Annotated in this window: 19 protein-coding genes; 7 read left to right on the top strand and 12 right to left on the bottom strand. The window is 47.0% G+C overall.

What is annotated here, in order from left to right:
• Positions 1–20: 20 nt before the first annotated feature.
• Together IE165_RS01775 and IE165_RS01770 are read right to left on the bottom strand one after the other, a co-directional pair.
• Positions 21–1,556, bottom strand: a complete 1,536-nt coding sequence (locus IE165_RS01775) for a RagB/SusD family nutrient uptake outer membrane protein (protein ID WP_189624871.1) — start codon at positions 1,554–1,556, stop codon at positions 21–23.
• A gap of 7 nt (positions 1,557–1,563) precedes the next feature.
• Positions 1,564–4,467, bottom strand: coding sequence for a SusC/RagA family TonB-linked outer membrane protein (locus IE165_RS01770; RefSeq protein ID WP_189624870.1), 2,904 nt, complete (start codon positions 4,465–4,467; stop codon positions 1,564–1,566).
• Positions 4,468–5,231: 764 nt separating this feature from the next.
• On the opposite strand from IE165_RS01770, the gene IE165_RS01765 reads away from it, so the two are divergent.
• Complete coding sequence (locus IE165_RS01765) at positions 5,232–6,473, top strand: S41 family peptidase (protein ID WP_189624869.1); 1,242 nt, start codon at positions 5,232–5,234, stop codon at positions 6,471–6,473.
• 86 nt (positions 6,474–6,559) lie between these two features.
• Here the strand turns inward: IE165_RS01765 and IE165_RS01760 are convergent, their stop codons facing one another.
• From IE165_RS01760 to IE165_RS01740, 5 genes are all read right to left on the bottom strand, one after another.
• Positions 6,560–7,354: a hypothetical protein gene (locus IE165_RS01760; RefSeq protein ID WP_189624868.1), complete on the bottom strand. Its 795-nt coding sequence runs from the start codon at positions 7,352–7,354 to the stop codon at positions 6,560–6,562.
• A gap of 97 nt (positions 7,355–7,451) precedes the next feature.
• Positions 7,452–8,840 carry a beta-helix domain-containing protein gene (locus IE165_RS01755; RefSeq protein ID WP_189624867.1) on the bottom strand — a complete coding sequence of 463 codons (1,389 nt, stop codon included), beginning with the start codon at positions 8,838–8,840 and terminating at the stop codon, positions 7,452–7,454.
• Between the two features lie 217 nt (positions 8,841–9,057).
• On the bottom strand, positions 9,058–12,390 hold the full coding sequence (locus IE165_RS01750; RefSeq protein ID WP_189624866.1) for a TonB-dependent receptor: 3,333 nt from the start codon (positions 12,388–12,390) through the stop codon (positions 9,058–9,060).
• Positions 12,391–12,504: 114 nt separating this feature from the next.
• A complete protein-coding gene (locus IE165_RS01745; protein ID WP_189624865.1) occupies positions 12,505–13,470 on the bottom strand; it encodes a FecR family protein in 966 nt (321 codons plus the stop codon).
• Positions 13,471–13,570: 100 nt separating this feature from the next.
• Positions 13,571–14,185 (bottom strand): RNA polymerase sigma factor, encoded by a 615-nt coding sequence (locus IE165_RS01740; RefSeq protein WP_189624864.1) that lies wholly within the window; start codon positions 14,183–14,185, stop codon positions 13,571–13,573.
• A 249-nt stretch (positions 14,186–14,434) separates the two neighbouring features.
• Between IE165_RS01740 and IE165_RS01735 the strand changes: the two genes are divergently transcribed.
• Entirely contained in the window at positions 14,435–14,680 is a 246-nt protein-coding gene (locus tag IE165_RS01735) for a hypothetical protein (protein ID WP_189624863.1), read from the top strand.
• 136 nt (positions 14,681–14,816) lie between these two features.
• Here IE165_RS01735 and surE read toward each other — a convergent pair whose 3' ends face one another.
• Positions 14,817–15,542, bottom strand: coding sequence for a 5'/3'-nucleotidase SurE (gene surE / locus IE165_RS01730; RefSeq protein ID WP_189624862.1), 726 nt, complete (start codon positions 15,540–15,542; stop codon positions 14,817–14,819).
• A gap of 74 nt (positions 15,543–15,616) precedes the next feature.
• On the opposite strand from surE, the gene IE165_RS01725 reads away from it, so the two are divergent.
• Positions 15,617–16,537, top strand: coding sequence for a diacylglycerol/lipid kinase family protein (locus tag IE165_RS01725; protein ID WP_189624861.1), 921 nt, complete (start codon positions 15,617–15,619; stop codon positions 16,535–16,537).
• 56 nt (positions 16,538–16,593) lie between these two features.
• Here the strand turns inward: IE165_RS01725 and IE165_RS18550 are convergent, their stop codons facing one another.
• The 4 genes from IE165_RS18550 to IE165_RS01710 form a co-directional block, all read right to left on the bottom strand.
• The gene (locus IE165_RS18550) at positions 16,594–16,719 is read right to left on the bottom strand and encodes a hypothetical protein (protein WP_262891165.1); all 126 of its coding nucleotides are present in this window, start codon (positions 16,717–16,719) and stop codon (positions 16,594–16,596) included.
• A gap of 616 nt (positions 16,720–17,335) precedes the next feature.
• Entirely contained in the window at positions 17,336–17,680 is a 345-nt protein-coding gene (locus IE165_RS01720) for a hypothetical protein (RefSeq protein ID WP_189624860.1), read from the bottom strand.
• A complete protein-coding gene (locus IE165_RS01715) occupies positions 17,670–18,221 on the bottom strand; it encodes an RNA polymerase sigma factor (protein WP_189624859.1) in 552 nt (183 codons plus the stop codon). Before IE165_RS01715 ends, IE165_RS01720 begins: the two co-directional genes overlap by 11 nt.
• Positions 18,214–18,552 carry a hypothetical protein gene (locus IE165_RS01710; protein WP_189624858.1) on the bottom strand — a complete coding sequence of 113 codons (339 nt, stop codon included), beginning with the start codon at positions 18,550–18,552 and terminating at the stop codon, positions 18,214–18,216. The genes IE165_RS01715 and IE165_RS01710 overlap by 8 nt, the downstream gene beginning before the upstream one ends.
• A gap of 368 nt (positions 18,553–18,920) precedes the next feature.
• Here IE165_RS01710 and IE165_RS01705 point away from each other — a divergent pair, with 368 nt between their 5' ends.
• From IE165_RS01705 to IE165_RS01690, 4 genes are all read left to right on the top strand, one after another.
• Complete coding sequence (locus IE165_RS01705) at positions 18,921–19,352, top strand: hypothetical protein (RefSeq protein ID WP_189624857.1); 432 nt, start codon at positions 18,921–18,923, stop codon at positions 19,350–19,352.
• A 133-nt stretch (positions 19,353–19,485) separates the two neighbouring features.
• Positions 19,486–20,568: an efflux RND transporter periplasmic adaptor subunit gene (locus tag IE165_RS01700; RefSeq protein WP_189624856.1), complete on the top strand. Its 1,083-nt coding sequence runs from the start codon at positions 19,486–19,488 to the stop codon at positions 20,566–20,568.
• Between the two features lie 38 nt (positions 20,569–20,606).
• Positions 20,607–23,792, top strand: coding sequence for an efflux RND transporter permease subunit (locus IE165_RS01695; protein WP_189624855.1), 3,186 nt, complete (start codon positions 20,607–20,609; stop codon positions 23,790–23,792).
• Positions 23,792–25,228: a TolC family protein gene (locus IE165_RS01690; protein ID WP_189624854.1), complete on the top strand. Its 1,437-nt coding sequence runs from the start codon at positions 23,792–23,794 to the stop codon at positions 25,226–25,228. Before IE165_RS01695 ends, IE165_RS01690 begins: the two co-directional genes overlap by 1 nt.
• Positions 25,229–25,347: the final 119 nt, after the last annotated feature.

Here is a 25,347-nt window from a genome sequence, read left to right as displayed (position 1 = left end):
TTTCATTTTTTCTCCTCCATTTATCTCCAGTAGGCATTTTGAATAAGTTTACGGTTCCGCTGCAATACCTCGCCCGATATCGGCCAAAAAATCCCTCCTTCTTCAATCAAGGTGTTTACGGTGGGATTATTTCTTTTGATGCGCGCATGACGCACCTGGTCATACCAACGCCAGCCTTCTCCCATAAGCTCTCGGCGACGCTCGGCAAATATCTCGTCGACAAGATCAGATCCAGACGCCATAATAAACGGGGACGTCCCGCGGTTGCTGCGCACGAAATTCAGGTAAAGCATGGCTTCGTCGGTATTGCCCAGTACGGCACAAATCTCTGCATACAGCAATTGCAACTCTTCCAAGCGAGAGAAAACGATATTGGATCCAAAGAGGGAAAAGTCCGGATCGCCATCACCGGCACGGATGACATTGATTTTACTGAAGATGGGGATGTCGCCGTTGAAGTCCGTGAAATAATTTGTCGTGATCAATCCGGAGATCGTATCAACTCCGAAACGTGTATCGCTGGCCTGTAGAAAAAGCTTATTGATTGTATCTTTAGGCACATAGATATCCGGACGGGTACGGGTAACGAGTGGGTAGGCTAAACTGAGCGACTCAATGTGTCCCGTGGCAGTCGCTTCACTGAAAACATAGGACGCTCGAATGGCAAGGATCTGATTTTTATCGCTCGGCGCAAAAAGTCCTGATGTCCTGTTCACCAAGTCGTTTACGCTATAGGCGACAATCCTTGATTGTTGGGCATTTGCTAACGCAAAACGTGCATACACTTCGGCATTCAGGTATTTACCTTGCCAGGCACAAAGGTGTGCCAAGATGGTGTAGGCCGAAATTTTGTTGACCAATACCCCTACCCACGTATTGAAGCCCTCGCCATAGTACTGCTGCGATCCTTCCGCATAGAGGTAGGGAAGCTCTTGTGCGGCCGCCAAAAGCTCCTCTTCGGCAAAAGCTAGCACGGTACGCTCCGGTGTGCGTGCCACTTCTGCAAAAATGCCATCGTCATATGAGCGTGTCAGCAGTGGCACATCCCCCCAGATGCGTACCATGTAAAAATAAGCGAATGCACGTATTGTTCGTGCCTGTGCAATATCAAACTTCAGGTCGCGCTCCGTATATCTTCGGTCTACCGCCAGTACAGCGGGAGCACGCTCGATAAACAGCGCTGCCGCGTTGATAACGGCATAAAACCTGCGCCAATTGGATAGTTCTTTAACGATTGGAAAAGAAGCATTCAGCCTGTTGTCAGCCACGGCCCTTAAATCAGCACGTATATAGGGCACCAGGTCGCCATAGCGCATCTCGCCATATACCCAATGCGCATAGTTATCCACCATGGCCGCCCGCAGCAAACCATAAATGCCCATCAAAGCTGCCCGCGTATCGGAGACAGAGGCCCATTGGGTGTCGTCAGCCCCGGCATTTGAAGCAACAATATCAAGCTTTTTGCCGCATGAACTCGATACATGGAGCAGGACGATGGTTAAAAACAGTGCCGCAGCATGGCGATTGAGTTTCGATAACGTAAACATTTTTTTCATCTTTTGGTTACAATTCGAGTTTAAGACCAAGTGTATAGATCGGTGCCAGCGGCAGGCCATAGCCGCTGTAGTAGCCATTGAAATCCGTGAGCTCGGGATCTGCTCCTGAAAATTTTGTCCAAGTCAGCAAGTTGTTGCCCGAGACATACACAATCGCTTTTCGCATGGTTTTAAACCGATTTTGAAAGGCGGGGCGCTTGGCAAAGTCGTAGGCCAGGGAAGCAGCCCGCAATTTGACGAAAGAGGCATCCTCCAAGAATAAATCCTGATTGACCCGATAGGGCACGACGGCGCTCCATGGGTTGTAGATTGGATATTTCAGGATGTCAATATCTTGCTGCCAATGGAAAATTTCGCGGATTCCGTCCAATGTATTGGCTCCTTCATTATTGATAAAGTCATATTTGTTTGCTGCCCGCTGATTGAGCAATTGATGCCCCAGTGCAAAATAAAACTGCAGACTTAGATCAAAATTCCTGTAAGAAAAATTGTTTTGAAAGGCACCGACTACTTTGGGCATAGCATTGCCCTGTAGCACGCGGTCATGCTGATCGATGACAAAATCATTATTGCGGTCAACCCAAACCGGATCGCCCGGTTGGAATGGAATGCCGTCGAAGGTCATCGGCTCCCCGTTTAACACGGGAATCTCAGCAATATTGGTGTAAATACCTTGGTTTTGAAAAAGCCAAAAACGGTCGATTGCCTCACCAACCTCCAGCTTCCGCTGCCCCACGGTAAGTTCCTGCAAGCCGTTGGGCAAGCTGGTCAGCTTATTCCTGTTCCAATTGAGGTTGACGGAAGAAGTCCAGTGCAGACCGGCTGCTGAAGGCTGCAAGAGCTGTCCCGTAACCGTCATATCTAGCCCCCTATTTTGCACGGACATACCATTGAGTAGCCTACTGCTATATCCATATTCGGCAGGGATCGGTACAGGAATCACTTGGTTTTGATCCTTTTTCAGATAAGCACTCATCCGGATGTTCATTCGGCTGTGCAATAGGTTTGCATCCAAGTCAAGTGCCGCGTGATCGGTGTAGGCCCAATCCATATTATAGCCTACCCATCCTTCGGAATAAGGCCGTGATACCACTGCAAAGCCATTATAGGATAACAGCCCCGCTTCCGAACCCCAAGCCAAATCGGACACATAGTTGGGGCCAATGGCATAACGGCTATTGAAGTTGGGCTTGCCGATACGCGCCCAACTGAGGCCCAGATCGAGCTGGTCGAACAGTTGGCTAGACCGACCGCTACCGTTGATCAAATGGTACGTTGCCGCAAAGGATGGCGTAAAGAGCCAACGATTGTCTGGCTGTACCGTGGAAGCGCCGTCATACCGCAATAAGGTCTTCACGTCCAGCAAATCGCGATACCGCATCGCGGCAGAAAAATAAACGGAGTGCATCCTGAAATCCTCCCGGTTACTCCATTGGTTGGTAAAGACATTTCCATCGTTGAAGATATTAACGCGCACAAAATCATTTGGCCCGTCATAGGCTCGCGCATAATTGTATCGGTAAAGATCCTCTTGGTAAATGGAGCCCGCAGCGAAGTTTAGCTGAACATCCGGTGATGCCTCATGTTCCCAAAATAGTTTATTGCTATACAGATAACGTTGGTTGAACCCGAAGTAGTTGGAAATGAAATTATTCTCCTCCATCAGGGGCTGAGGAAAGAATGTATTGCGATACCCCTCGCTGTAATCGATGCTTAAACTCGTGTTGTACATGAGTTTCTTGGAAAGATATAAATCCAATGTCAGCAACACCTGACCTGCATTTACGATATTGTCGTCAATGACGGTGTTGTAGTTTTCGAGGTAGCCTTGGTAAACATCTCGGTTGGGCGACATGGGCACTGATAGGTTGGGCGTGTAAGCGACCTCTGCAAAACGGTCGCGCAGGCTACGGTTGCGGTCGCGCGTGTTGCGGGATGCATTGATTACCGTTCCCATATTCAACCATTTATAGGGCGCCATATTGACGTTGAACAACGCGTGGTAGCGCCTGAAACGCGTATCATCTGCTGCAGCACCATTATTGGTGTAGCCGCCGTAAAACGAAAAATTTGCGCGATCGCTGCCTCCACGAATGCCCAGGTTGGCGTTATAGGAAGGCTGGTTTTGATAGTAAAGTTGGTTCCAATTGGACGGCCCATAATAATTGACGTTGGTCGAATCGTTCAAATACGTCGGATAGCTCAGCTCATCAGCCGGTGTGGCATACCTGTTGTAAAACTGCCGTCGAAAAAGATTTTCATACTGCGCATTGACCGGGGTTACGGAAGGCGCTGTCGCAACCCCTGTATAAGCTGAAAAAGAGATTTCCCTTCTGCCGCCCTTGCCGGGTTTCGTCCGTATCCATATCGCTCCATTCGCAGCTAATGGGCCCAGTAGTGCAAGTTTCAAGGGATCCTTTACCACCTCGATCGATTCAATGGTCGACAGATCGATACCGGCAAAATTATCCGTCGCCGGTCCCAGTCGATTAAAATCATATTGCTGCATACCGTAGGTAAAGTTATTTTCCCGCGCTATCGGAATACCATTAACATAGACTGTAGGCTGTACATGAATAGCATCCTTTTGGGAAAACACCGGACTACCCAGACCACGAAAAACCACTTGCTTAACAGCGCCCGGTTCACCGCTTTTTTCTTGGATGTAGAGACCGGAAGCTTGCCCTTTGACATACTCAAGCACACTAATGAAAGGCTGAGAATTGATCTCGCTAAGCCGAACCGTGTCTTTGCTATCCATCCGCTTGTACAGCCTAGCCAACCTGCGCTCCAAAAGAACCTCCTGTACGGCCGCTTGGGAAATGGTATCCTGCGCAACAACCCTACAGGTTGCAAGCAGCTCTCCAATGAGTAGAGCGACGGATAAAAAACAAAGAAATTTTCTCATCATAATTTACAATTAGGTATTTAAAATCAACGTTACGCCATAGACGATCCCGAGCTGCGAGCCTGCTCCGCTACCGTCCTTTGGGCCTTCCATAATCAGCTACTAGCAACCGATCTTATCTATTTATAAATTCGTTAGCATCGTGAGTAAGGCTATATTAAACCAAACAGATCATCGTTAACAACGTAAAGAAAAATCCTTTTCACTAATTCAAATAAAGAAATTTAATTTCTATTATTAAAAATAAAATTTAACACAATCGATTGCGTAAATTACGCAATCGATTGCTTTTCAAACCAAATTGATTATACACCGAGGAATAATATCAGAAAGTAAAATAAATTGTAAAAAATACATTTAATAAGCCTTGACAACCGCTGACATGTAATTTTTAATAAAAATTATTTTACAAAAAGGCCATACCATGACCAAATAAACTTTTAAATTGGTAGATAGCAATAACAAAGAACAGCTGTAACGCATAAAGAAAAAGATAAACTCAACGAGGCGCAATTGGATATCGCCTAAGTTGAAAACAGCTTTTACCACAGTCTGCAAGCGTACACGATTAACGGCAGGGCGTCGCGTAAGTCAATGGTACATGGCGTCGAAGCATGTTTTTTTCTTCATATATGGTTAACGGCAAAGACATCGCTATTCCCTAACTTTCCGCTATGGTTAGTGTCAAAAAATTTGTTCTCATTTACAGTAGTATAGCAAGCTTCGGGATAATTTTCTCGTGCAATAAAGGGCATACGGCTCCTCCTATGGGATCCAATGAAGCCCTTAATCACTGGCAATATGCGCAAATGGAACGATACTATTATTGGGCACATAAGCTACCAAAAACCATAGATTATGGGCGCAGTCCTGACGATTTTTTCCATATGCTTCTAGCTCCTGAAGATCGATTTTCAAGCATTTTGCAGAGTCGAAACGAGCGCACTTTCGGAAAAACGTTGACCAATACTTTTGGAATCGATCTGCTCACTGTAGACCAAGAAGATCAAAGCCTACATATACTTAGTCAAGTTGTACCCTTCAGTAATGGTGCCTTAGCAGGGCTAGCACGGGGTGATAGCATAGTACAGATAAACGGGATTGATCTCCGTTTTGCCGACATGAAACAGACAGTCAATGAAGCTCTATCGAACAACACCTTGCGACTAACCTTAAAAAACGGTAAGGATGTTGAACTTCCTTCCAGCTACATCGCACAGCCCGTACTTTATGCCCAGGCTATACTTAACGATCCTGCCAACAGCGGATACCTCTACCTGAGCCACTTTGATTTCGCTGGCGCATACGATCTCCTTTATGCCGTAAAGACCCTAAAAGATGCGAAGGTAAGCCAATTGATTTTAGATCTCCGGTACAATCCAGGCGGGCAGGTATCCTTTGCCGCATTTTGTGCGCTATTGTTTGCGCCTGTAAGCGCAGATGATATCTTTGTCCGTTACCGCGGTAACGATCGCATGGCAAACATCGACGATACCTTTGCCGATGCATTGGCAAGGCAGGCGGATGGCTATAGCTTTACCGCAAGCGAACTCATTGCAGCGCGTTTGCCACTGCAGCGTATCGCCATATTGACCACGCCACATACCGCATCCGCAGCCGAATTGCTCATCAACAGCCTTCGCCCCTATGTGGAAGTGGTACATGTCGGCGAAGCCACGATGGGCAAAGACATGGCGAGCGTGACGCTCACCTCGCCACCGGAGGTGAACGGCGAAAATGCGAGCTGGCATATCCTGCCACTCGTCTATAAGATATACAACCGGGAACTTCAGGGAGATTACGAAAAAGGAATTTCACCGCAGCGGTTCGCAAAAGAGTACCAGACCTTACCCCTATACCCTTTTGGCGATATGCGCGATCCACTTGTCAAAGAAGCGCTGACCTCCGCAACACGCAGCAGCTCGAAGCAACCGCTAGCCATCCCGAAAAGAACAGTCTTGCGCTTTGAGTCGAGGCCTTACGAACATATGCCGATGCTTCGGAACTAACAGTACCTTCTGTTATCGGCTATCGAAAGGTAATAGAAAGTCGTAAAAAATGAGCGGCTAGAAGCCGCCCATCTATACCGAAAAGGTTAATTTTGTACAGCCACCGCGAATCCGTCCGGGAAATTCCAATAAGGACCGGTGTTGCTGTAGCTTGTTGTTGTACCGAGTACATCATTGGTTATGTAGAGCGTGAAAGCATGATAGCGTGACATGTCTATCGTTCCTTGTGCGTAGGACACAAACACCTCGAGACCGTTGTAAATAAGCGGCGTGTAATCGGCTTTTAGCACCTGCGCGCGTCCTGTAAATCCCCATATTGATTGTTGATTATCGGAAACATCGATGCGTTGGTAGCCGTTTGGAATAGTCGATGTCACCTGCCGAATCGTATCCCCGATCTCGTGAAATGTGATAGCCTGCGGTGGCCTAACCCGAAAATCCTGCTGTTGGTAAAAGACGAGATGGAACGGCTCATCATCCAATAGATCTGCTATTTCTTTATTGGTATTAACCATCCTTACATTGATAAAGCCTTCTTCATAAGGCAGAGGTTCCTCCCGCACCAATGCTGGCGGAATGTCATCTGATAGGTTTAAGAGTGTCAGTGTATCTCTTCCTTCAGCGATATCGAAAACACCCTCCACGATTTTTTCCGACCCCTTATATATACCCAAGGTTCTCCTGCCAGCCTGCACACGGTAGGCACGCCCCCCGGTGGCAACATAGGGTTCGTTATCGACATAAAGTTGAAGACCCGCAGCATTTTCAACCACAAGCTGCGTGAACGGCACATAATTATCAATATGTTCTCCCTTCGCACATGCATATAAAAGCAAAGAACCAACAACGAAATAAAAAAGCGATTGTCTGTAAAATCTCATGTAGCATAAAATTTAATGGTGTTTCAACCTGTTTGTTGGAAGAACGCTGCAGCGTTGCGCAGCAGCGTTCTATCAGTTCCTCAAAAGCAGATTATACTTAGTACGTTTTCGGCTGAAACTGCGTCCAGTTGTCTGTCCATAAAACGCCCGTTGTCAAGGCTGCCGGATCGAAAGCTCCTTTGTACGTGGATGCTGTACCATAAGCAGGCGATGAGGCCGTCGGCACGAGGTTAAATGCATCGAAAGTTGCAGCCGATGCCGTGGAATAAAAAGGATTGCCGCTAAGCAACAGGTAGCTATTCGCGTTTGCCGCGGTACTCGTGCCGTTACCGGTGTAATTGGCCGGTGTTGGCGTACCCGTGATGGCAGCGGTATAGCCGTGCACCAAGTTGTTACTGAATGTACTACCTGTACTGGTAATGCCCTCGAAAGCTACTCCGGTAGGATAACCTGCGATAATCGAACGTTGCATCGTCATAGAAGTCGCTCTTCTCCAACGGTTGCCGGCTCTTAATTTTGTTGCAGCAGTAGCCGAATTCTGCAAACCTAGGAAAGTAAAATTGTTGAGCTTGGGATTTGTTTTTGGAGAAGCAGCCGAACCCGTGCCATCATTGTCCGATTCAATACCGTTGGCATCGGAAACACCTCCAGATAAACTGTTTGTCGCATTCGGATCTTTTAAAGACAATCCGTAAGTAATGGTACCGGAATAACCGAAGTCAAAATCGAAATCATCATCGTCGGCCGAGAGCGCCACCAAGTGATCGGCATTAACGGTACCGCCAAAAAATTCAAACGCATCATCCCTACCCCAAGACACTTGAATATGCGATAGTTCCGTGCCGCTGCCGACGCCACCCAAAGTCAAACCGTTGATCTCGTTATTTGCGTTTAGGTTGTACCCCGCAAACTCAATACGCACATAGCGCAACGTGCCTGAGCTTTCGCCATTATAGGTATCGGCACCAAAAGTGCCGTACGTCACATCGGTACCGTCGGGCTGTGGAACGCCCTCTATGCGGGTAGCGGTACTTTGGTTGATACGCGCTCTCCCCAATAGGATAACGCCTCCAAAATCTCCCGGATTGCGTGAACCGGCAGCGTTTGGTGACGTAAATACGATCGGCGCTGTAGCTGTTCCGATTGCATTTAGTTTTGCCGTTTTTGGGACTACCAATACACCGCGGATTTGGTGCGTGCCATACAATGGATCATTGTAGGTTTTTAAATTGCCCGATGTAAGGAACGTTCCTGCTTCAATGGTCAACGTTTGTCCAGGCCGCACATAGGAAACACCGTCAATCAACCATACCGTGTCCTGCGACAGAAAATTCTTTGTAATCAAACCGTTCGCATCGACCGGAATGTGTGCTTGCGGTTTAGCTGGCAGGCCGGCATTTAGATCACCTTGAACGGCGACATTTTCTTTGTTACATGAAGCGAATGCGATAGCGCACACTGCCCCTAGCGTTAAAGTCTTTTTCATTTTTTAGTTATAAAAACTTAATTTTGCTGCCACAAGATCCTTTATGACTATGCTACTCTTCGGGACAGCATTTCGATGAGTAGTATAGTTTGTTGTCATTCCGTTGGTCTTCCTTTTTCTTGGTTTCCAGATTGCGCTTTAGGGCAATGCTCGGATGCTTTTGGTATGTTTTCAACAGATTGACAATCCGCCTCGCGCGGTTTTGGAGTTCTTCCCTTTAAAAGCTGTACGTGAGCGACAAATTAAATCGTTGCCCTTCCTTTCTTCGGTAAACGAGGTTGTCCCCGTCTTCCTTGCGGTATCGATTACTTTTACCTTCCACAGGGATCCATCCACCGCCTTCTTGATTGATCTCCGTATATCCGGTTGTATTCGTATAATAAATGGCCCATTCATTGAGGATATTGGCCATATTTAACTTCATTTCAAGCTTCTTCTTGAGGAATCGCGCGTAAATCTGCGCATCCAGCTGTCGCGGTGCCTGCTCATATTCTACCAAATTTGGATTGGTATGCGTGATATTGGTGCGGTACCCCCTTTGGTTGTAGCTGGCCGTCAGTCCCATATATTCTCCCCAGTAACCTAGGCCAGCATTCAACAACCACGGTGATTGCCCGAGTAAAGGACGGTCCTGCACCCCTTCCTCTGTTTGCATCAATATGTTGCTGCCATCCGCTTGGATAACGTAGCGCCATTGCGACAAGGCGTCGACTTCCGAGCGGAGCAAACTTCCATTTCCGAAAACAAAGAGATCCCGCAACCAAGGGCTGCTCCCCAAAAAACTGAAGTTTTTACGAAGCTCCAATTCCAAACCTAAATTGGTGGCAGAGGCCATATTGGTAAAGGCGTATTGATTGGTGCCAGCTATTTTAATCAATTCGATCGGTCGGTCCAGGTATTTGTAATACCCGGTCAAAGAGACAAGTTCCCCGGGACTGGGGTACCATTCCAAACGTGCATCTACATTATCTACAATGGTTGATTCTACACGGTCGCCACTGATATTTCCGTCCAATTCGTAATCGTAAAAACCAAAAAAAGAGGACTCTCGAAAATCGGGTCTGATGGCTGTACGGGCGTAGGAACCCCTGATATTAAAGCGAGGTGTTACCTCATAGGTTGCATTCAAGGAAGGCAACCAACGCCAGCCTTTTTCCGACACAGCTCGCCGATATTGTATGAGCTCATCTTGGTTGGTATACTGCCTATCCAGCAACTCTTCTTGGCTGTTGTTTAATCGGAACAATTCGCCACGCAAACCATATACGAGGCGTAGCTTGTGCCATAATTTCTGATCGGCCATCACATACAGCGCGTGAATATCAATACGTCCGTTAAAGATGGAGCCATTCGTATTCTCGGCCCAATAGTAGGCCTGATTAAGCGCCGAGCCCATATTTTCAGGGTTCAAAACAACTTCGTAGGGTTGCTCAATCATACTACCTCTAGCCGTGTAGGGAATCATGCGCGTGATGGAAAGGTCTCGCCTCTTCGTCCAGCCCTGATAGCCCGTTCGAAAGAGTGTGCTGATGGCTCCCTCCGCCACGATCGGACGGGCAAAGTTCAGCCCCCAATTAAAATCGTCTTCGTTGACATCTGCCCACATGCGGTAGTCAAAAGGTGTATTTGTTCCGCCCGATCGCGCTGGATCCCATATATTAGGCGTCTGGAAATAATGTCTGTCACCAATGCTTGTCGTGAGGCGGTATTCCAGTTTCCGCTCATCTAAAATTTGTTGCTTGATCTTGTTATAGGCGAATAGGGCATCCATTTTCACATTCCAAGGCAGTTTAAACGACCCATTTAATTGATGCTGCTGCAGTGACATTGCCTGTGGCTGCTGGTATTGCTCTAAATTTGGCGCCAGCGTGACGTCCTCGTAGTTGAGGCGAACCGCATCAAAAAAGGTGTTGTTGTAAGTCCGCGAATACATGTTTTTCAGCGAAATCTCCATTCGTTCCCCCTGCAGCCCGAGATTGGCAAGCAATCCGCTAATACTATTAAACCGATAAGCCATGCCGGCACCATTTTGTCCTAAACCCGTACTGTCGATATAGTGAACCCCGCCAGCATAGCTGGATCCTCGAACGTTGTTGAACGGAGTAGTTTGATGCTCGGTACGCAAGCTGGCACTCGCCGAAAACCCAAGGCGTAAGCCATTTCCCAAACGATACACCCGGCCCAATCCGAAGAGATAATTTTGGTTGGGTGCAGCTTTGTAACGGTAAAGCTTCAGATTATCGGCAGAGAAACGTTTGGACTGTGCGATGGCATCGAAAGAACGGTATAATGGTGAGTTCTCCCCGATCAGATGTTGCCCTTCCGTAGCACCAGGTATATCGGGGTCGGTGGAAATACCCGGAGGAGGAAGCTCCGAACCACCAAAATTCCAAGACTGGATATCTTTAGGCGCCTTGGCAGAAGGATCGAAAAAACCGAAAAATTCACTGTTCGTCCGTTCACCCAAGCGATAAAAATCCTTCCCCGTCGTTTGGCTGTTGCCTCCAAGCCCCACTTGCACACTCGTAAAATTCTGATCGGGGATAGCCAAGGTATTTACCGAAATCTGTCCACCAGAAAATTCCGATGAAACATCCGGTGTAGCCGTTTTATTGACTACAATAGCGCTTACCATCGCCGTCGGGATAATATCAAAGGAGAAATCACGGCGGTTCATCGAGGTGCTGGGTATCGTCACCCCGTCCAACATGGCTTGGTTATAACGGTCGGACATACCACGAACGACGACGCGACTGTTGTTGACGGTCGTGATTCCGGTGACCCGCTTTAGTACCTGCCCAATATCGTTGTCTGGGGTGCGTGCAATTTGCTCGGCAGATATTCCATCTGTTACCGAAGCGGCATTTTTTTGGACTGCATACAAGCCGGCTACAGCGGCCTGTTTGAAGTTTACGGTCACAACGACATCCTCCAGTTGCTGCTTGGCAATGCGCATCGAAACATCCAATGGGGTTGCTTGGCCAGCACGTACCCGAACACCTTGCACGCGCTGCGTTTGGTAAGAAACATAGCTAATCTCGATTTGATAGGTACCGGCAGGGAGCTCCAGCTGATAGGATCCGTCTACTCGTGCCTGTACGGTTCTGCCATTCTCCGGCACCCGTATATTGGCGCCCGCCAGCGGGAGTCCGCGCTCGTCATAGATTTTCCCGCTAATCGTTCCGGGGCGCTGCGGCACTTTTTTTTCCAGCATAATATAGGCTCCACTTTCCTTAAAAATCAGTCCGCTGCCCGCAAAGAGATAGGTAAGCACATCCCGAACAGGTGTATGGCTAAATGTTTTGGCGTTGATACGCTTTTTAGAAAGGTCAAACTCGGTATCATCGAATGCGATGTACACCTTTTCATTCGCCAGTGTGTGAAGAGCCTGCGTCATAGTTCCAGCTCTCAGTTCTACACTGATTTTCCTATCCAAGATCTGCGCGCGCACATCGGCAGCAAACAGCATTTCCGTCAGGCTTAAAACACCGATCATTCCTATTAACAACATACGCATGGTAAAATGGAGGTCGTGTAAATTAAATTGCATAATTTTGTATTGTATGAACTAACTAATATGGTTTTATACGTTTCGCTACAGCGCAAGCTGTGCGTAAAAATGGGCTAGCGATGGCGGTCGTTAGCCTTTTTTTTGCGCTATCTTCTAGTAGATCAGCACGATATCACCCTCCTTTCTAGATCTATTGCGGTGCATATCGCAGATGACTTGAAGCACATCCGCAAAGGGAACATGCTCTTCAATCGGAAGACTGTATTGCTGATGGGCTATCTCCTTACTCGCTGGTCTCAAGGTCACACCGTAATTATTTTTTATCGCCAAAGCAACTTCTTCGAATGATGCTTGCTGCAAAAGGATACGCCCGGACAACCAGCTATGAGCGGTAGCGCTATCAAATTTTATCAACGCACTGTTTACAGTATTTTTATCGAATCGAATCTGTTCACCCCGACGCAATATACCCAGCGTGTGTTCGCCGTGCTGCACTTGCACCCGTCCACTATAGACCGATATCACCTGTTCGCTCATCTCCGGATAGGCCTGAATGCCAAAGGAGGTCCCCAACACCTTCGTTTGCAAAGGTCCTGTCCGCACGATGAATGCGCGGCTGCTGTCCTTTTCGACATCAAAAAATGCTTCACCCCGCAACAGTTCTACCGTTCGGCTTGTTTTACCATATCGCTTTTCATCTAGGCGCAGGCTGGATCGCGCATGGAGCACAATATTACTCCCATCAGGCAATCGCACGGCCTTGCGCTCACCTACACCGGTTTCTATTACGCGATAAGCAGGCCTTGGGGTTGCATCAATGGGAGATCGGTCAAAGAGGGGCACCATCAGCCCGATGCCGATAGCAAAACATATCATTACGGCGGCGGCAACGATCCTTCTCCATTGCTTGCCAAACATAACCGGTCTTACGGCCACTTGGTCCAATGTGTGGAAAATTGCGCCCAGCGAGCGCTGTTCCCTTTCTTGCAAATCATCCGGCAATTGTTGCGAACGATGGTCCAGATCTTGGTACCAACGATCGAACAACTGCGCTTCCTGCTCGCTTGCAAGACCTTTATGGTAACGATAGGTTAAAAAATGGAAGAGTTTCTTTTTCACTTTTTTGTATGCCTTTTATATAGATGTCTACAAAAGGTTGAAAAAGTACTTCAAGGAATTATAAAGGAAATGTTAACTTTTCTGATGTCGCGGTGGCTTATTACGGGATAAGCATCGCTATTGACTGAAAGGCAAAGCCTAGGACAACGCCATATTGGCCATCGCTATGCAGCAGCAATGATCGTTTTAATCGCTTGCTTCCGTCTGTCAGATTATTTTTAACCGTTTGTTCGGACAGATTCAATTTCTCGGCAATTTCTTTGATGCTGAGCTGATCCCATTTAAGCAAGATCGCTTCTCGCATATTATGCGACATCTTTTGCAATTCTTGGTCCAACAGCCCTTCCAAATGAAGGTATGCATGCAGTTCCTCTGGATGATCTATTACGTATTGATGCATATCTTCCGCCCAATACGCCAGCAGCTGTGGTTTAGCTTTGCACGAATTGAAATAATCAACAATCTTATACTTCAGCATCCCGTAGAGGTAAGCTGGCAAGTTCATCTCTGTGTCGAGCTTTTGCCGCTGCTCCCAAAAATGCACGAAAAGCTCTTGAACAATATCTTCGGCATGTTGCTCGTCTTTCAATCTCTTCAAGGCATGCACAAACAAATCCTTCCAAAATTTCGTATAGACGGCAGAAAATGCCGACCTGCTATCGCTTTCTTTGATAGCAATGAGCCAATTTTGGTATAGGGGAATGATCTGTGCCATATGTGTTTACAGCCCAAATATACTGGAAGCATATTAATTCAATATTAATTATTGAATGTATTCCATCCTGCTTATTGCAAAGACCGTGCAACGGCAGCGGCAGATACGAAAACCTACGTATGAGGGCGTTCCCAATCTCTTTGTCCAAACAAGGCGAAATGGATTTATCCTCTGCAAAAGATGTAATCTTCAAAGCTTTTTGCATATCTTTGCCTATCGCCAAAGCACTATTCCAAAAATTAACCCTACATGAAAAAAACAAAAGAATTGACTGAATTAACCCTAGAAGAACTTCAAGAGAGAAAGAAAAAAATTACGGCATTGACCATCGGCCTAGCGTGCGTATTACTTGTCGCTTGCAGCATACTAGGCTACCTAGCGATCAGCAAGGGAACGCCATCTTTGGTTGTTGTTATGCTAGCTTGTTTGACAACCATGCTCCCTGGACTCATCTTATTGCTACAGGTGAACCGAGAAATCGAATCTCGGCACTAACCCATAAGGAGACGTCACATGTGCAATTTAAGAGCCTCCTTATGAGACAGCAATATTTCACGCAGTTCATCAAATGCGTTTAGCGTCGTACTGTTCTACAAACGCCGATGGGAAAAAGATCTTTTGCTGAACAAGGTCAAGGTGCAAGTTTTTCTGCAAGGCTTGCTTCGTCTGTCAGGTCCAGCCGTAAGGGTGTAATGGAAATCAAGTCGTTCTCCACCGCCCAACGGTCCGTACCCTCATCTGCTGGCTCCAAGGGGGTCACGGTAAACCAATAGTGCTTCCTGCCCATCGGGTCGGTACCGGGCACGATGGTGCCATCATAGAGCCGTACCGATTGCCGTGTCCACACGATATCTTTGGGATGTGGCGGGAAATTCACATTGTAGAGGGCCAATTCCGTATCCTTCAGCAAAAGCGATAATGTTTGCTCCACATAAGGTTCCAACAGGGAGAAATCAGGTTCTGTTTTGCCCACGGGAGTGCTCAGCGCAATACCTTTGACACCAAAAAGTACGGCTTGCTTGGCTGCGGCCAACGTGCCTGAATGCCACATCCCGTTGCCGAGGTTTGGCCCCATATTTATCCCAGAAAGCACCACATCTACATCACTCCACAGGTGCATACCCATAGCCACGCAGTCGGCCGGTGTCCCGTTTACGCGGTGGGCTTCGATATCCGGAAATTCGATGGGCGACTTTCGATAACCTAACGGCCGCGAGTGTGTCACCGCATGTCCCATAGACGATTGCTCCACGTCTGGCGCAACGACACGCACCTCGCCAAACTTCTTTGCCACCCGCGCCAAGGCTGCAATACCCGGGCTATATATACCGTCGTCATTTGTCACTAAGATCCTCATAATCCTTTTTTTATTATTTCGTACATTTTAACAACAATTAAGCCGCTACAAATGTTCAACTCTAAATCAAATCCATGGAACAAACAATTCTATTACATAACCCCGGTGCTGGCGACGAAGACCATTTGCATACGGAACTGGTGCAGGCTATCGAACGGGAGGGCTTCGGTTGCGTGTACTTCTCGGTGAAGAAAGACGACAGCTGGAAGGAACAGCTGGAGCAAGCGGATTTTGCGGTGGTGGCCGGCGGAGACGGGACGATACGGCGTGTCGTCAAAGAACTTGTGAGCCGAGATGCACTGGCAAAAAGGATCCCCATAGCCATCCTACCCATGGGAACGGCAAACAATATGTCGAAGACATTAGGTATCGATCGAGACGCCGATCGAGGTATGCATATCAAAAATTGGAAGAGGAGCAAGCGAAAACGTTTTGACCTTGGGGTGATCAAAAATCCGGACACAACGGAATTTTTTCTGGAAAGTGCCGGTTATGGGCTCTTTCCTCATCTTATGCAAGCTATGGATGCCCAGGATAAAAGCGAGGTAGCATCCGCGAAAGACGAATTAAAATTAGCCCTGCAGGTGTTGCACAAGCTTATACTGGAGGCCGAAGCAGCATCCTACATGCTTAAGGCCGACGGAAAAACCTATGAAGGAAAATGCCTGCTACTGGAAGTGATGAATATACAATCCATCGGCCCCAACCTGCTGCTGGCTCCAAATGCTTCGACCGAAGATGGCGTGTTTGATGTGGTCTATGTCGATGAGGAACAAAGGCAAGCCTTCGCCGACTATATTCAACAGCTTATTCAACATAATACCGATGCGCAGTTCACCTATCATAGTTTTGCAGCAAAAGAACTGTCCATCGACTGCAGCAGTAAATATATGCATGTGGACGACGAACTGATCTTACCCATAAAAAATCCGCTGGTTATGGACGTACGGGAAAATGTGCTGGAATTTTTGGTGCTGGACGATCAAAAGAGCTAGATTTACCCAAAAAGGAATGCAGCTCACTACTGCTGGATAAGCTGTAAACGCGTTGCTTAAGGAAGCGGAGACATGCTAAATCCGCTTCCTGCCGTGAGTTGGAGCGTAACATACAGACAGACAACCATTAAAATGAGTAGGCCTAACCATCCGAGATCTATTTTACCATTGTTTCTTATCATCTTGTTCGACATTTTTTTGATTCAGATAGTGAACCCGTGATTTGGAAAAATGTTTTGGTCAAGAAAATTTATGCTGAAAAAGGAACAAAAAAATAGGGCGGCCTGACCCATGTTTCAGAAACCGCCCTCAACCTAATCAACCAATACGCTATAAATCGTTTGTCCTAAGTCAAACTAATATTCCTTAAACTGATGACGGCACCGCGTATTGTCTTGCAACTGTTGATGTTCAGCCCCCGGATAGACATCCCCCGGGGGAACTTGAACAAAATTAAACAACGAACTGATGCACACTTTCGACTTTTGTTCCCATCCATCGAAAGTAAATTATCCTAAGAAGAAGCAACCTTCCTTTAGATTGGTTCCTAAAATTAAGAAACAAAACAACCTCTGTCAAGAAAAAATTTTAATCAATCGATTGCTTAAAATAAAAATGTTAAAAAAAAGGGGAGTTAAAACAGAAATAAAACCGAATAAACCGTGTTAAAAGAAAAAAAATTAATAAAAATGTAAGTATGACATTTCTAAAAACATGGTAGAAAGTACGATCTTAAAAAGCAAACGGTTGCTGCTTTTGATAGGCACCACTCGCGCGATCAACTCGGCTGCTCATCCATCAAAGCTTGCGCTTCAACAGTTGACGCAGCCGCCACAACCTATCACTTAACAAAACGATCAAAATAACATAACAAAGTTGCGAGCAGAGCGAAAGGAGATTTTTTGCGCCCTGTTGTAAATGAACATGGCTCATAGCCAGATCGACCATATAATTGAGTATCAAGCCAAATAAAGATCCTGTAATGAAGAAGATGAGCGCCAGTTTTCTATGTTTCAGGGCCTCTTCCCTACCCGCCTCGATCTTTTCCACCTCGGCCATAATGTGGTCTTCAAAATCAGAAAATGGCAGCTCCATTTTCGACAACTTCATCAGCTTGCGCAACTGCGGATCTTTATGTTCCATAATAGGGTGATTTCATAAGTTTACCTAATGCTTGATACATGCGTTTTCGCGCACGAAACAAGATGACTTTAACATGGGCATTTGTCCAACCCGTCACTTCGCAAAGCTCTTGCAAGGACAGCTCCTCCAAGTAGAAAAGGCGCAGCGCCAAACTCTCATTGGCCGGAATGTGTAAAAGCGCCTCGTTGACGAGTTGCTTTTGTTCGTCCCGCAGCAATTTGTCAAACGTCGTCTCCTCATACCCTTGATCATGGGCAGCCAGATCGAGTTCAACCGACAAAATGCCTCTCTTCTGCAGAAGCTTGTAGCCACACCGCAACACTATGCGGTAAAGCCAGGTACTGAATTTTGCTTGCCTCTTAAAACTAGCCAGCGAAAGATAAGCCTGTAGAAAGGCTTCCTGTGCTACCTCCTCGGCAAGATGCTCCTGCTTCACCAAAGATAATGCAACAGAAAAGGCCATGTCCTTGTAGGTATGTATAAAGTACCGAAAGGCATGGCGATCTCCCGCTAATACTTTCTCGATATAGAGATTATCCATCTACCGATTGGTCTTTATCCGTCAACTTATCGGCAACGATCAACGACGCTCCGACAAACAACGTGATAATACCGACAATAAATAAACCTGCCCAATCGTTTTCGACAATCACGCCCTTGTTGAGCAAAATACCGGTGATAAGCATGCCTAACCCAAAGCCCAGTACGACGACGCCAAAACGTTTCCAAGATTGCTTGACCGCCGGATTTCTGGGAATGGGGCCTCCCAATTTGGTAATGGCTTCATAGCGGAAACGGCTAACGAAATACACACATAATGTTACGCAGATGAAAAATGCGATGGGAATAAATACAGCTAAAGTTTTTTCCATGATGATATGTTTTCTACATTAGTGTGCCGTAAACCGGAAAAGGTTACAGATATGATCAAATAAATTTACCAAACTTTCCATAGAGGCCAAACATCCATGCAAGAACAAGAGCTACCCCGGAACCTCCATATGACCAAGTAGGGATTTAAAAACATAACAAAAGTGTTACCAAGCAGCACTGTATTATCCGCAAAATCCCAATGATGCCAATAATCTGATTATGAATCACATCATTCGCCAGAAAACAAGCTAAACGAGGGTAAAAAAATGAGAAATCAACTACCAAACTACTACAATTGCCTTTATAAAAGCCATTTTACAAAAATTTAACATTAGAATTTGATAGTTTTAATTAGTTTTGCCTGCAAATGCACAACAGAATAGCGCAATTCATTTCAGTATTATCATTAGCGATACTTCTTATTGGAGGCGTGTTGGGCATTTTTTCTGGTACTTCCAAGTATACAAGAAGCTTACAAGCATTTCAACAATTATTCGAAACGCGGCACCATAGCCACAGTGACAAGGTTGCTATTGACCACCGTTGGGAACAGCAACACAAAAATCAACACACCCATGATAGCCGTGCTATCGAAAAACCGGAAGAAAGCGATCTAAAGCCGTCCACAGCAAACGAAAATCTTGCCAGCCCCTTGCTGGCTTTGCTTTTGCATAAAGATATTGCATTTAGCCTTTTCTCGCTGCTTTATAACAATAAACCCACTGCTGCACATTCCGCACTATTGATTACCTGCTTCGATAGCGAAAGGTTTATGCTGTTTCAGGACTTCCGCATTTAGCAAAAAAATACTTCCCAAAATAGCTGTGCCGGTATAGGGCCGCGACAGCTGTAGGCGACAATCGCTGCAAAGCGACCTGTATCCTATATTCCCTTATTTTTTTTATCAATTATCTTAAGTACGAATAAACCGTATGAAAAAACAGATCATGCTTATGGGCTGTGCTGCGCTATTAGCATTGGCCAGCTGCCACAACAAACAGAAAGAAAAAGAAGAAGATGCTCATTTTCTTGTTACCTCGCCTTTAATTGCCGACACCACTATTGTTAAACAGTACGTGAGCCAAGTACGTTCCATTCGCCACATCGAAGTACGCTCACAAGAACGGGGCTACCTCGAAAAGGTATTTGTCGACGAAGGGCAGTTTGTGCGCAAAGGACAGCTCATGTTCCAGATCATGCCCAAAATCTACCATGCCGAATACCTCAAGGCTCAGGCCGAGACCGAAGCCACAAACATCGAACTGCAAAACATACAAACCCTCGCGGATAAAAATGTGGTCGCGCCAAATGAGCTCGCCATGGCAAAAGCAAAATTGAAAAAAGCGCAGGCCGAGATGGAACTTGCCTCGGTCCATTTGGGCTTTACCAAGATTACGGCACCATACGATGGCATTATTGATCACTTGGATCTTAAGCTGGGCAGCTTGGTTGACGAGGGCGACCTGCTCACCAACCTTTCCGATAACAGCACCATGTGGGTTTACTTCAATGTCCCGGAGGCAGAATACCTGAACTACAAAGCGCACAAAAGCGAACAAAATCTTGATCAGGTTCAACTGATGCTCGCCAACCAAGATATCTACGGCCAAATAGGAAAAGTGGAAACGATCGAGGCTGATTTCAACAACGAAACGGGTAACATCGCCTTCCGCGCCACCTTCCCCAACAAGGAAAATCTACTGCGCAACGGCCAAACAGGAACTATCCTGATGCCAATCCCTATGCCGCACGCCATTATTATTCCACAAAAAGCCAGCTTCGAGATTATGGACAAGAAGTATGTCTATGTTGTAGCCGAAGATGGAAAAGTGCTGCTTACCCCCATCACGATCCGAGCAGAGCTTCCAGACCTATACATCGTGCAAAGTGGTTTAAAGGGCAACGAAAAAATTCTCCTTGAGGGTATCCGCAAAGTACAGCATGGCGATAAGATCCATATCGATTACAAAGAGCCTAGACGTGTGTTATCTAGCCTTACGTTGCCCAGTGAATAGAAAGAAAAAATCGATTCTTATCAAAAATTCCGCAGATTATGTTTGAAAAATTCATTAAAAGACCGGTGCTGGCCATTGTGCTATCCATCGTGATTATATTCATGGGCTTGCTGGCCATCAGCACGCTTCCCATCTCCCAGTTTCCCGATATTGCGCCGCCGGTTGTCGTTGTCAACATTGCCTACCCTGGCGCAAGTGCAAACGTATTAACCGAATCGGTGCTCATCCCGATGGAAAAATCCATTAACGGCACGCCGGGTATGAAATACATGACATCCGACGCCACCAGCGCTGGCGAAGCGACTATTATGGTTTATTTTAATTTGGGCACCGACCCCAGCCAGGCAATGGTCAATGTCAAAACCCGCATTGAACAGGTGACCAACCGCTTGCCGGAACTTGTACAACGGGAAGGGCTGGTGGTGAGCTATACATCGCCCAACATGCTGATGTATGTAAACGTCTTCAGCAAAGACCCCCATGCCGATCAGAAATTCCTTTACAATTTCGCCAATGTGAACGTTATCCCCGAGATAGGCCGCTTGAACGGCGTGGGCAGTGCCAAGATACTCGGGAGCCGTATTTATGCCATGCGGGTCTGGCTAAATCCGGAGCGTATGCGCGCGTACAACGTATCTACCGACGAAGTGATGGAAGCCATGAGCCAGCAGAGCATCATCGGAACCCCGGGACGCATTGGCCAAAGTACCGGAAAGCGTTCGCAATCCTTAGAATATGTGTTGACCTACAAGGGTCGCTACAACAAGATTGAGCAGTACGAAAACATCATTATCCGTGCGAATGCCGAAGGCGAAAACCTGAAGCTTAAAGACATCGGATCCGTGGAGCTGGGCAGTGAATTTTACGATATCTACTCCAACCTCGATGGGCTACCATCGGCATCCATCACCCTGAAACAAAACTATGGCAGCAATGCCAACGAGGTCATCAATGAGGTAAAAAGCAAGTTGGAAGAGATAAAAGCCGCATCTTTCCCTCCGGGAATGGACTACAAGATCACATACGACGTATCCAACTTCTTGAATGCATCGATCGATAAAGTCGTGCATACCTTGGTGGAGGCCTTCGTGCTTGTAGCCTTTGTGGTATTTCTGTTCCTGGGAGATTGGCGTTCTACTTTAATCCCGACCATCGCCGTGCCGGTGTCATTGATCGGCGCCTTTATGTTCATGCAGGTCTTTGGCCTCACCATCAACCTAATCACGCTTTTTGCACTGGTGCTGGCCATCGGTGTGGTAGTCGATGATGCCATCGTCGTCGTCGAAGCCGTCCATGCCAAGATGCACGAAAAGCATCTTCCTCCCTATCAGGCCGTCGTCGAGGTGATCCGTGAAATCAGCGGCGCCGTTATTGCCATCACGTTGCTCATGACCGCTGTATTTATCCCGGTAGCTTTTATGGCCGGTCCGGTTGGTGTATTTTTCAGGCAGTTTGCCATAACGATGGCCTGCTCCATTGTGATATCGGGCTTTGTAGCGCTTACCTTGACACCGGTGCTTTGTGCCATGATCTTGAAGAGCAACCATGGAAAAGCCAAAAAGAAAAGTCTGGTCGATAAATTTCTCGAAGCCTTCAACAAGCGTTTCGATCGACTCAATTTACGCTATGCACTATTTTTGAAAAAGATCGTGAACAGACGTCTCCTGACCTTCCTGATCCTTGCGGCATTTTCCGTAGGCATATTCGGGATCTCGGGCACCCTGCCGAGTGGATTTATCCCCAATGAAGACCAAGGAATGATTTACGCGATCGTACAAACCCCACCGGGCTCGACGCTAGAACGCACAAACGACGTTGCCCGACAGCTGCAACAGCTTACTGAACATATCGATGGCGTGGCATCCGTCACGGCACTGGCAGGCTACGAGGTATTGACCGAAGGTCGCGGATCCAATGCCGGCACCTGCTTGATCGAGCTAAAAGACTGGTCGGAACGAAAGGAATCGGTGTCCGAAATTATTGAGGAACTCGAAGGAAAGGCCAAAGAGATATCAGGTGCTACCATCGAATTTTTCGGACCTCCGGCCGTGCCGGGTTATGGCGCAGCAGGCGGCTTCTCCTTGCGACTGCTGGACAAAACCAACTCCGACGACTACAAAGAACTCGAAAAAGTAAATGATAAATTTATGCAAGCGCTCGAAAAACGTCCGGAATTAACGGGCCTGTTTACCTTTTTCAGCGCAAACTACCCGCAATATGAGCTGGAAATAGACAACGAGGCCGCCATGCAAAAGGGTGTAAACATCGAAAATGCGATGAACAACCTCTCCATATTGATCGGAAGCACCTACGAGCAAGGCTTTATCCGTTTCGGGACATTCTACAAAGTTTATGTGCAGGGCTCCCCCGAATCAAGGGCTCTCCCTGAGGATGTCATGAAGCTCTATGTCAAGAACAATAAGGACGAGATGGTACCCTACTCCTCTTTTATGAAAATGACCAAAACGCATGGGCTTAACGAGATTACCCGATACAATATGTACCCATCCTCGGCGATCAAGGGCGAGCCAGCTTCGGGCTACAGTACAGGAGAAGCGATCAAAGCAATCCAGGAAGTGGCCAAACAGACCTTGCCGCGCGGTTATGACATCGGTTGGGAAGGCTTAACAAAAGATGAAACCGCAAGGGGAAACGAAGCCATCTACATCTTCCTGATTGTATTGGGCTTCGTGTATTTGGTACTGGCGGCACAATACGAAAGCTTTATCCTACCACTTTCCGTCATCCTATCCCTACCTGCCGGAATCTTTGGCACTTTCCTATTGTTGAAGCTGATGGGCTTAGCCAACGACATCTACGCCCAGGTGGGTTTGGTGATGCTCGTCGGACTTTTAGGTAAAAATGCGGTGTTGATCGTGGAATTTGCCATGCAGAAACACGCCGAAGGCATGACCATCTACAAAGCGGCTATCGAAGGTGCACGAGTACGCTTTCGGCCCATCTTGATGACGTCTTTCGCATTTATTGCAGGAATGATCCCGATGATCTTTGCTCATGGACCAGTCGCCATTGGCAACCGAACCATCGGTGCCGCCGCTGCTGGGGGGATGCTGCTGGGCACCATTTTCGGCGTCATCATCGTACCCGGGCTTTACTTCATTTTTGGCAGTATCGCTGGCAAGCGCAAATTGATTAAACACGAAAGCGAACAACCCCTGTTGGAAGAAATAGAAAATCCTTTATTGGAAGAAATTGAAAACTAATGATAAAGAAAACAAGCATCAAGCCTATACTATTAGCGGGTTCCTGCCTAGCCATAATCGGCTGCGGGGTACCGAAGATTAAGGAACAGGTTGCCTCCACCGCCAACATGCCTACAACTTACGAGGCCGAGGCCGACAGCGCGAATAGCGCCAAAGTAGACTGGAAAACGTATTTTAAGGATCCTCATCTGCGCAACCTTATTGACTCCGCACTGGATCACAATCAGGAATTGCATATCATGCTACAGGAAATAAAAATGTCCAGCAACGAGATTCGGGCCAGAAAGGGTGAGTACCTCCCTTTCGTAGGCGCCAAAATAGGCGGCGGAGCCGAAAAACGCAGTGCATATACTACCCTCGGCGCAACGGAAAGGCAAGTCGAGATTCGTGACGGAAAGGAAAATCCCGACCCTATGCCCGATTTGGGTGCCACGCTCTTTGCCAATTGGGAGGTCGACATCTGGAACAAGCTGCACAATGCAGCCAAGGAAGCGCAGCTCGAATACCTAGCCAGCATAGAGGGCAAAAACTTCATGGTCACTAACCTCGTGGCCGAGATTGCAAACCTCTATTACGAGCTATTGGCATTGGACCAGGAAAAAATGCTTGTCGAACAGAACCTAAAGCTGCAATCGGATGCGCTGGATCTAGTGAGATTGCAGAAGATTGCGACACGGGTGACAGAACTGGCCGTTAAGAAATTCGAAGCAGAGGTGCTCAAAACGCAAAGCATGCGCTATAAAATCGATCAACAGATCGTGGAGGCCGAGAATCAATTAAACTATCTCGTCGGCCAATATCCGCAGCACATCCAACGCGAGGCCAGCAGCCTCGACCACAGCAACCTGCCCACTGTGCAAGAAGGACTGCCCGCACAGCTCTTAGACAACAGACCCGATGTGAGGAAGGCAGAGCTGCTTATGGCTGCCGCCAAACTGGATGTGAAAGTGGCCAAGGCACGGTTTTACCCATCGCTAGGAATTTCTGCCAGCCTCGGTTACCAAGCCTTCAACCCCGCCTATCTGCTCAAAACACCGCAATCATTGATTTACTCGATTACGGGCGACCTGATCGCGCCGTTGGTCAACAAAAGAGCTATCCAAGCCGACTATCTCAATGCCAACGCCAAACAAATACAATCGGTATTCGTTTATGAGCAAACCCTGTTAAACGCCTATGTAGAGGTTGCCAATCAATTGGCGAAAATTAAAAACATGGCTCACATCAATACACTACAGGGTAGGCAAGTATCCACGTTGACGGAATCCGTACAGATATCCTACGATCTTTTCAATTCGGCACATGCCGATTACATGGAGGTACTAATGACGCAGCGTGATGCCATTGAAGCAAAATTCGAATGGATTGAGTCGCAAAAAGCGCAATTCAACGCGTCGATCGATCTCTATAAATCGCTAGGAGGTGGTTGGCAATAGCCCTTATTCCGAGCAAACAACAGCTGAAAAATGCCAGATTTATCACTAAATACTGGCATTTTTTAGTTTATTGATAAAGCAGAAAGATGCACCACAGAACATCAATTTTCCCGCAGCAG

The organism is Sphingobacterium griseoflavum, from assembly GCF_014653155.1.
GTDB classification, from domain to species: domain Bacteria; phylum Bacteroidota; class Bacteroidia; order Sphingobacteriales; family Sphingobacteriaceae; genus Sphingobacterium; species Sphingobacterium griseoflavum.
Note: the sequence above shows the minus strand (reverse complement) of the source record. Positions and strands in the feature narration are given on the sequence as shown.

Coding starts and splice junctions, on each gene's coding strand:
- IE165_RS01775 (WP_189624871.1), bottom strand. CDS start 1,556: ATGAAAAAAATGTTTACGTTATCGAAACTCAATCGCCATGCTGCGGCA.
- IE165_RS01770 (WP_189624870.1), bottom strand. CDS start 4,467: ATGATGAGAAAATTTCTTTGTTTTTTATCCGTCGCTCTACTCATTGGA.
- IE165_RS01765 (WP_189624869.1), top strand. CDS start 5,232: ATGGGATCCAATGAAGCCCTTAATCACTGGCAATATGCGCAAATGGAA.
- IE165_RS01760 (WP_189624868.1), bottom strand. CDS start 7,354: ATGAGATTTTACAGACAATCGCTTTTTTATTTCGTTGTTGGTTCTTTG.
- IE165_RS01755 (WP_189624867.1), bottom strand. CDS start 8,840: ATGAAAAAGACTTTAACGCTAGGGGCAGTGTGCGCTATCGCATTCGCT.
- IE165_RS01750 (WP_189624866.1), bottom strand. CDS start 12,390: ATGCAATTTAATTTACACGACCTCCATTTTACCATGCGTATGTTGTTA.
- IE165_RS01740 (WP_189624864.1), bottom strand. CDS start 14,185: ATGGCACAGATCATTCCCCTATACCAAAATTGGCTCATTGCTATCAAA.
- IE165_RS01735 (WP_189624863.1), top strand. CDS start 14,435: ATGAAAAAAACAAAAGAATTGACTGAATTAACCCTAGAAGAACTTCAA.
- surE (WP_189624862.1), bottom strand. CDS start 15,542: ATGAGGATCTTAGTGACAAATGACGACGGTATATATAGCCCGGGTATT.
- IE165_RS01725 (WP_189624861.1), top strand. CDS start 15,617: ATGGAACAAACAATTCTATTACATAACCCCGGTGCTGGCGACGAAGAC.
- IE165_RS18550 (WP_262891165.1), bottom strand. CDS start 16,719: ATGATAAGAAACAATGGTAAAATAGATCTCGGATGGTTAGGCCTACTC.
- IE165_RS01720 (WP_189624860.1), bottom strand. CDS start 17,680: ATGGAACATAAAGATCCGCAGTTGCGCAAGCTGATGAAGTTGTCGAAA.
- IE165_RS01715 (WP_189624859.1), bottom strand. CDS start 18,221: ATGGATAATCTCTATATCGAGAAAGTATTAGCGGGAGATCGCCATGCC.
- IE165_RS01710 (WP_189624858.1), bottom strand. CDS start 18,552: ATGGAAAAAACTTTAGCTGTATTTATTCCCATCGCATTTTTCATCTGC.
- IE165_RS01705 (WP_189624857.1), top strand. CDS start 18,921: ATGCACAACAGAATAGCGCAATTCATTTCAGTATTATCATTAGCGATA.
- IE165_RS01700 (WP_189624856.1), top strand. CDS start 19,486: ATGAAAAAACAGATCATGCTTATGGGCTGTGCTGCGCTATTAGCATTG.
- IE165_RS01695 (WP_189624855.1), top strand. CDS start 20,607: ATGTTTGAAAAATTCATTAAAAGACCGGTGCTGGCCATTGTGCTATCC.
- IE165_RS01690 (WP_189624854.1), top strand. CDS start 23,792: ATGATAAAGAAAACAAGCATCAAGCCTATACTATTAGCGGGTTCCTGC.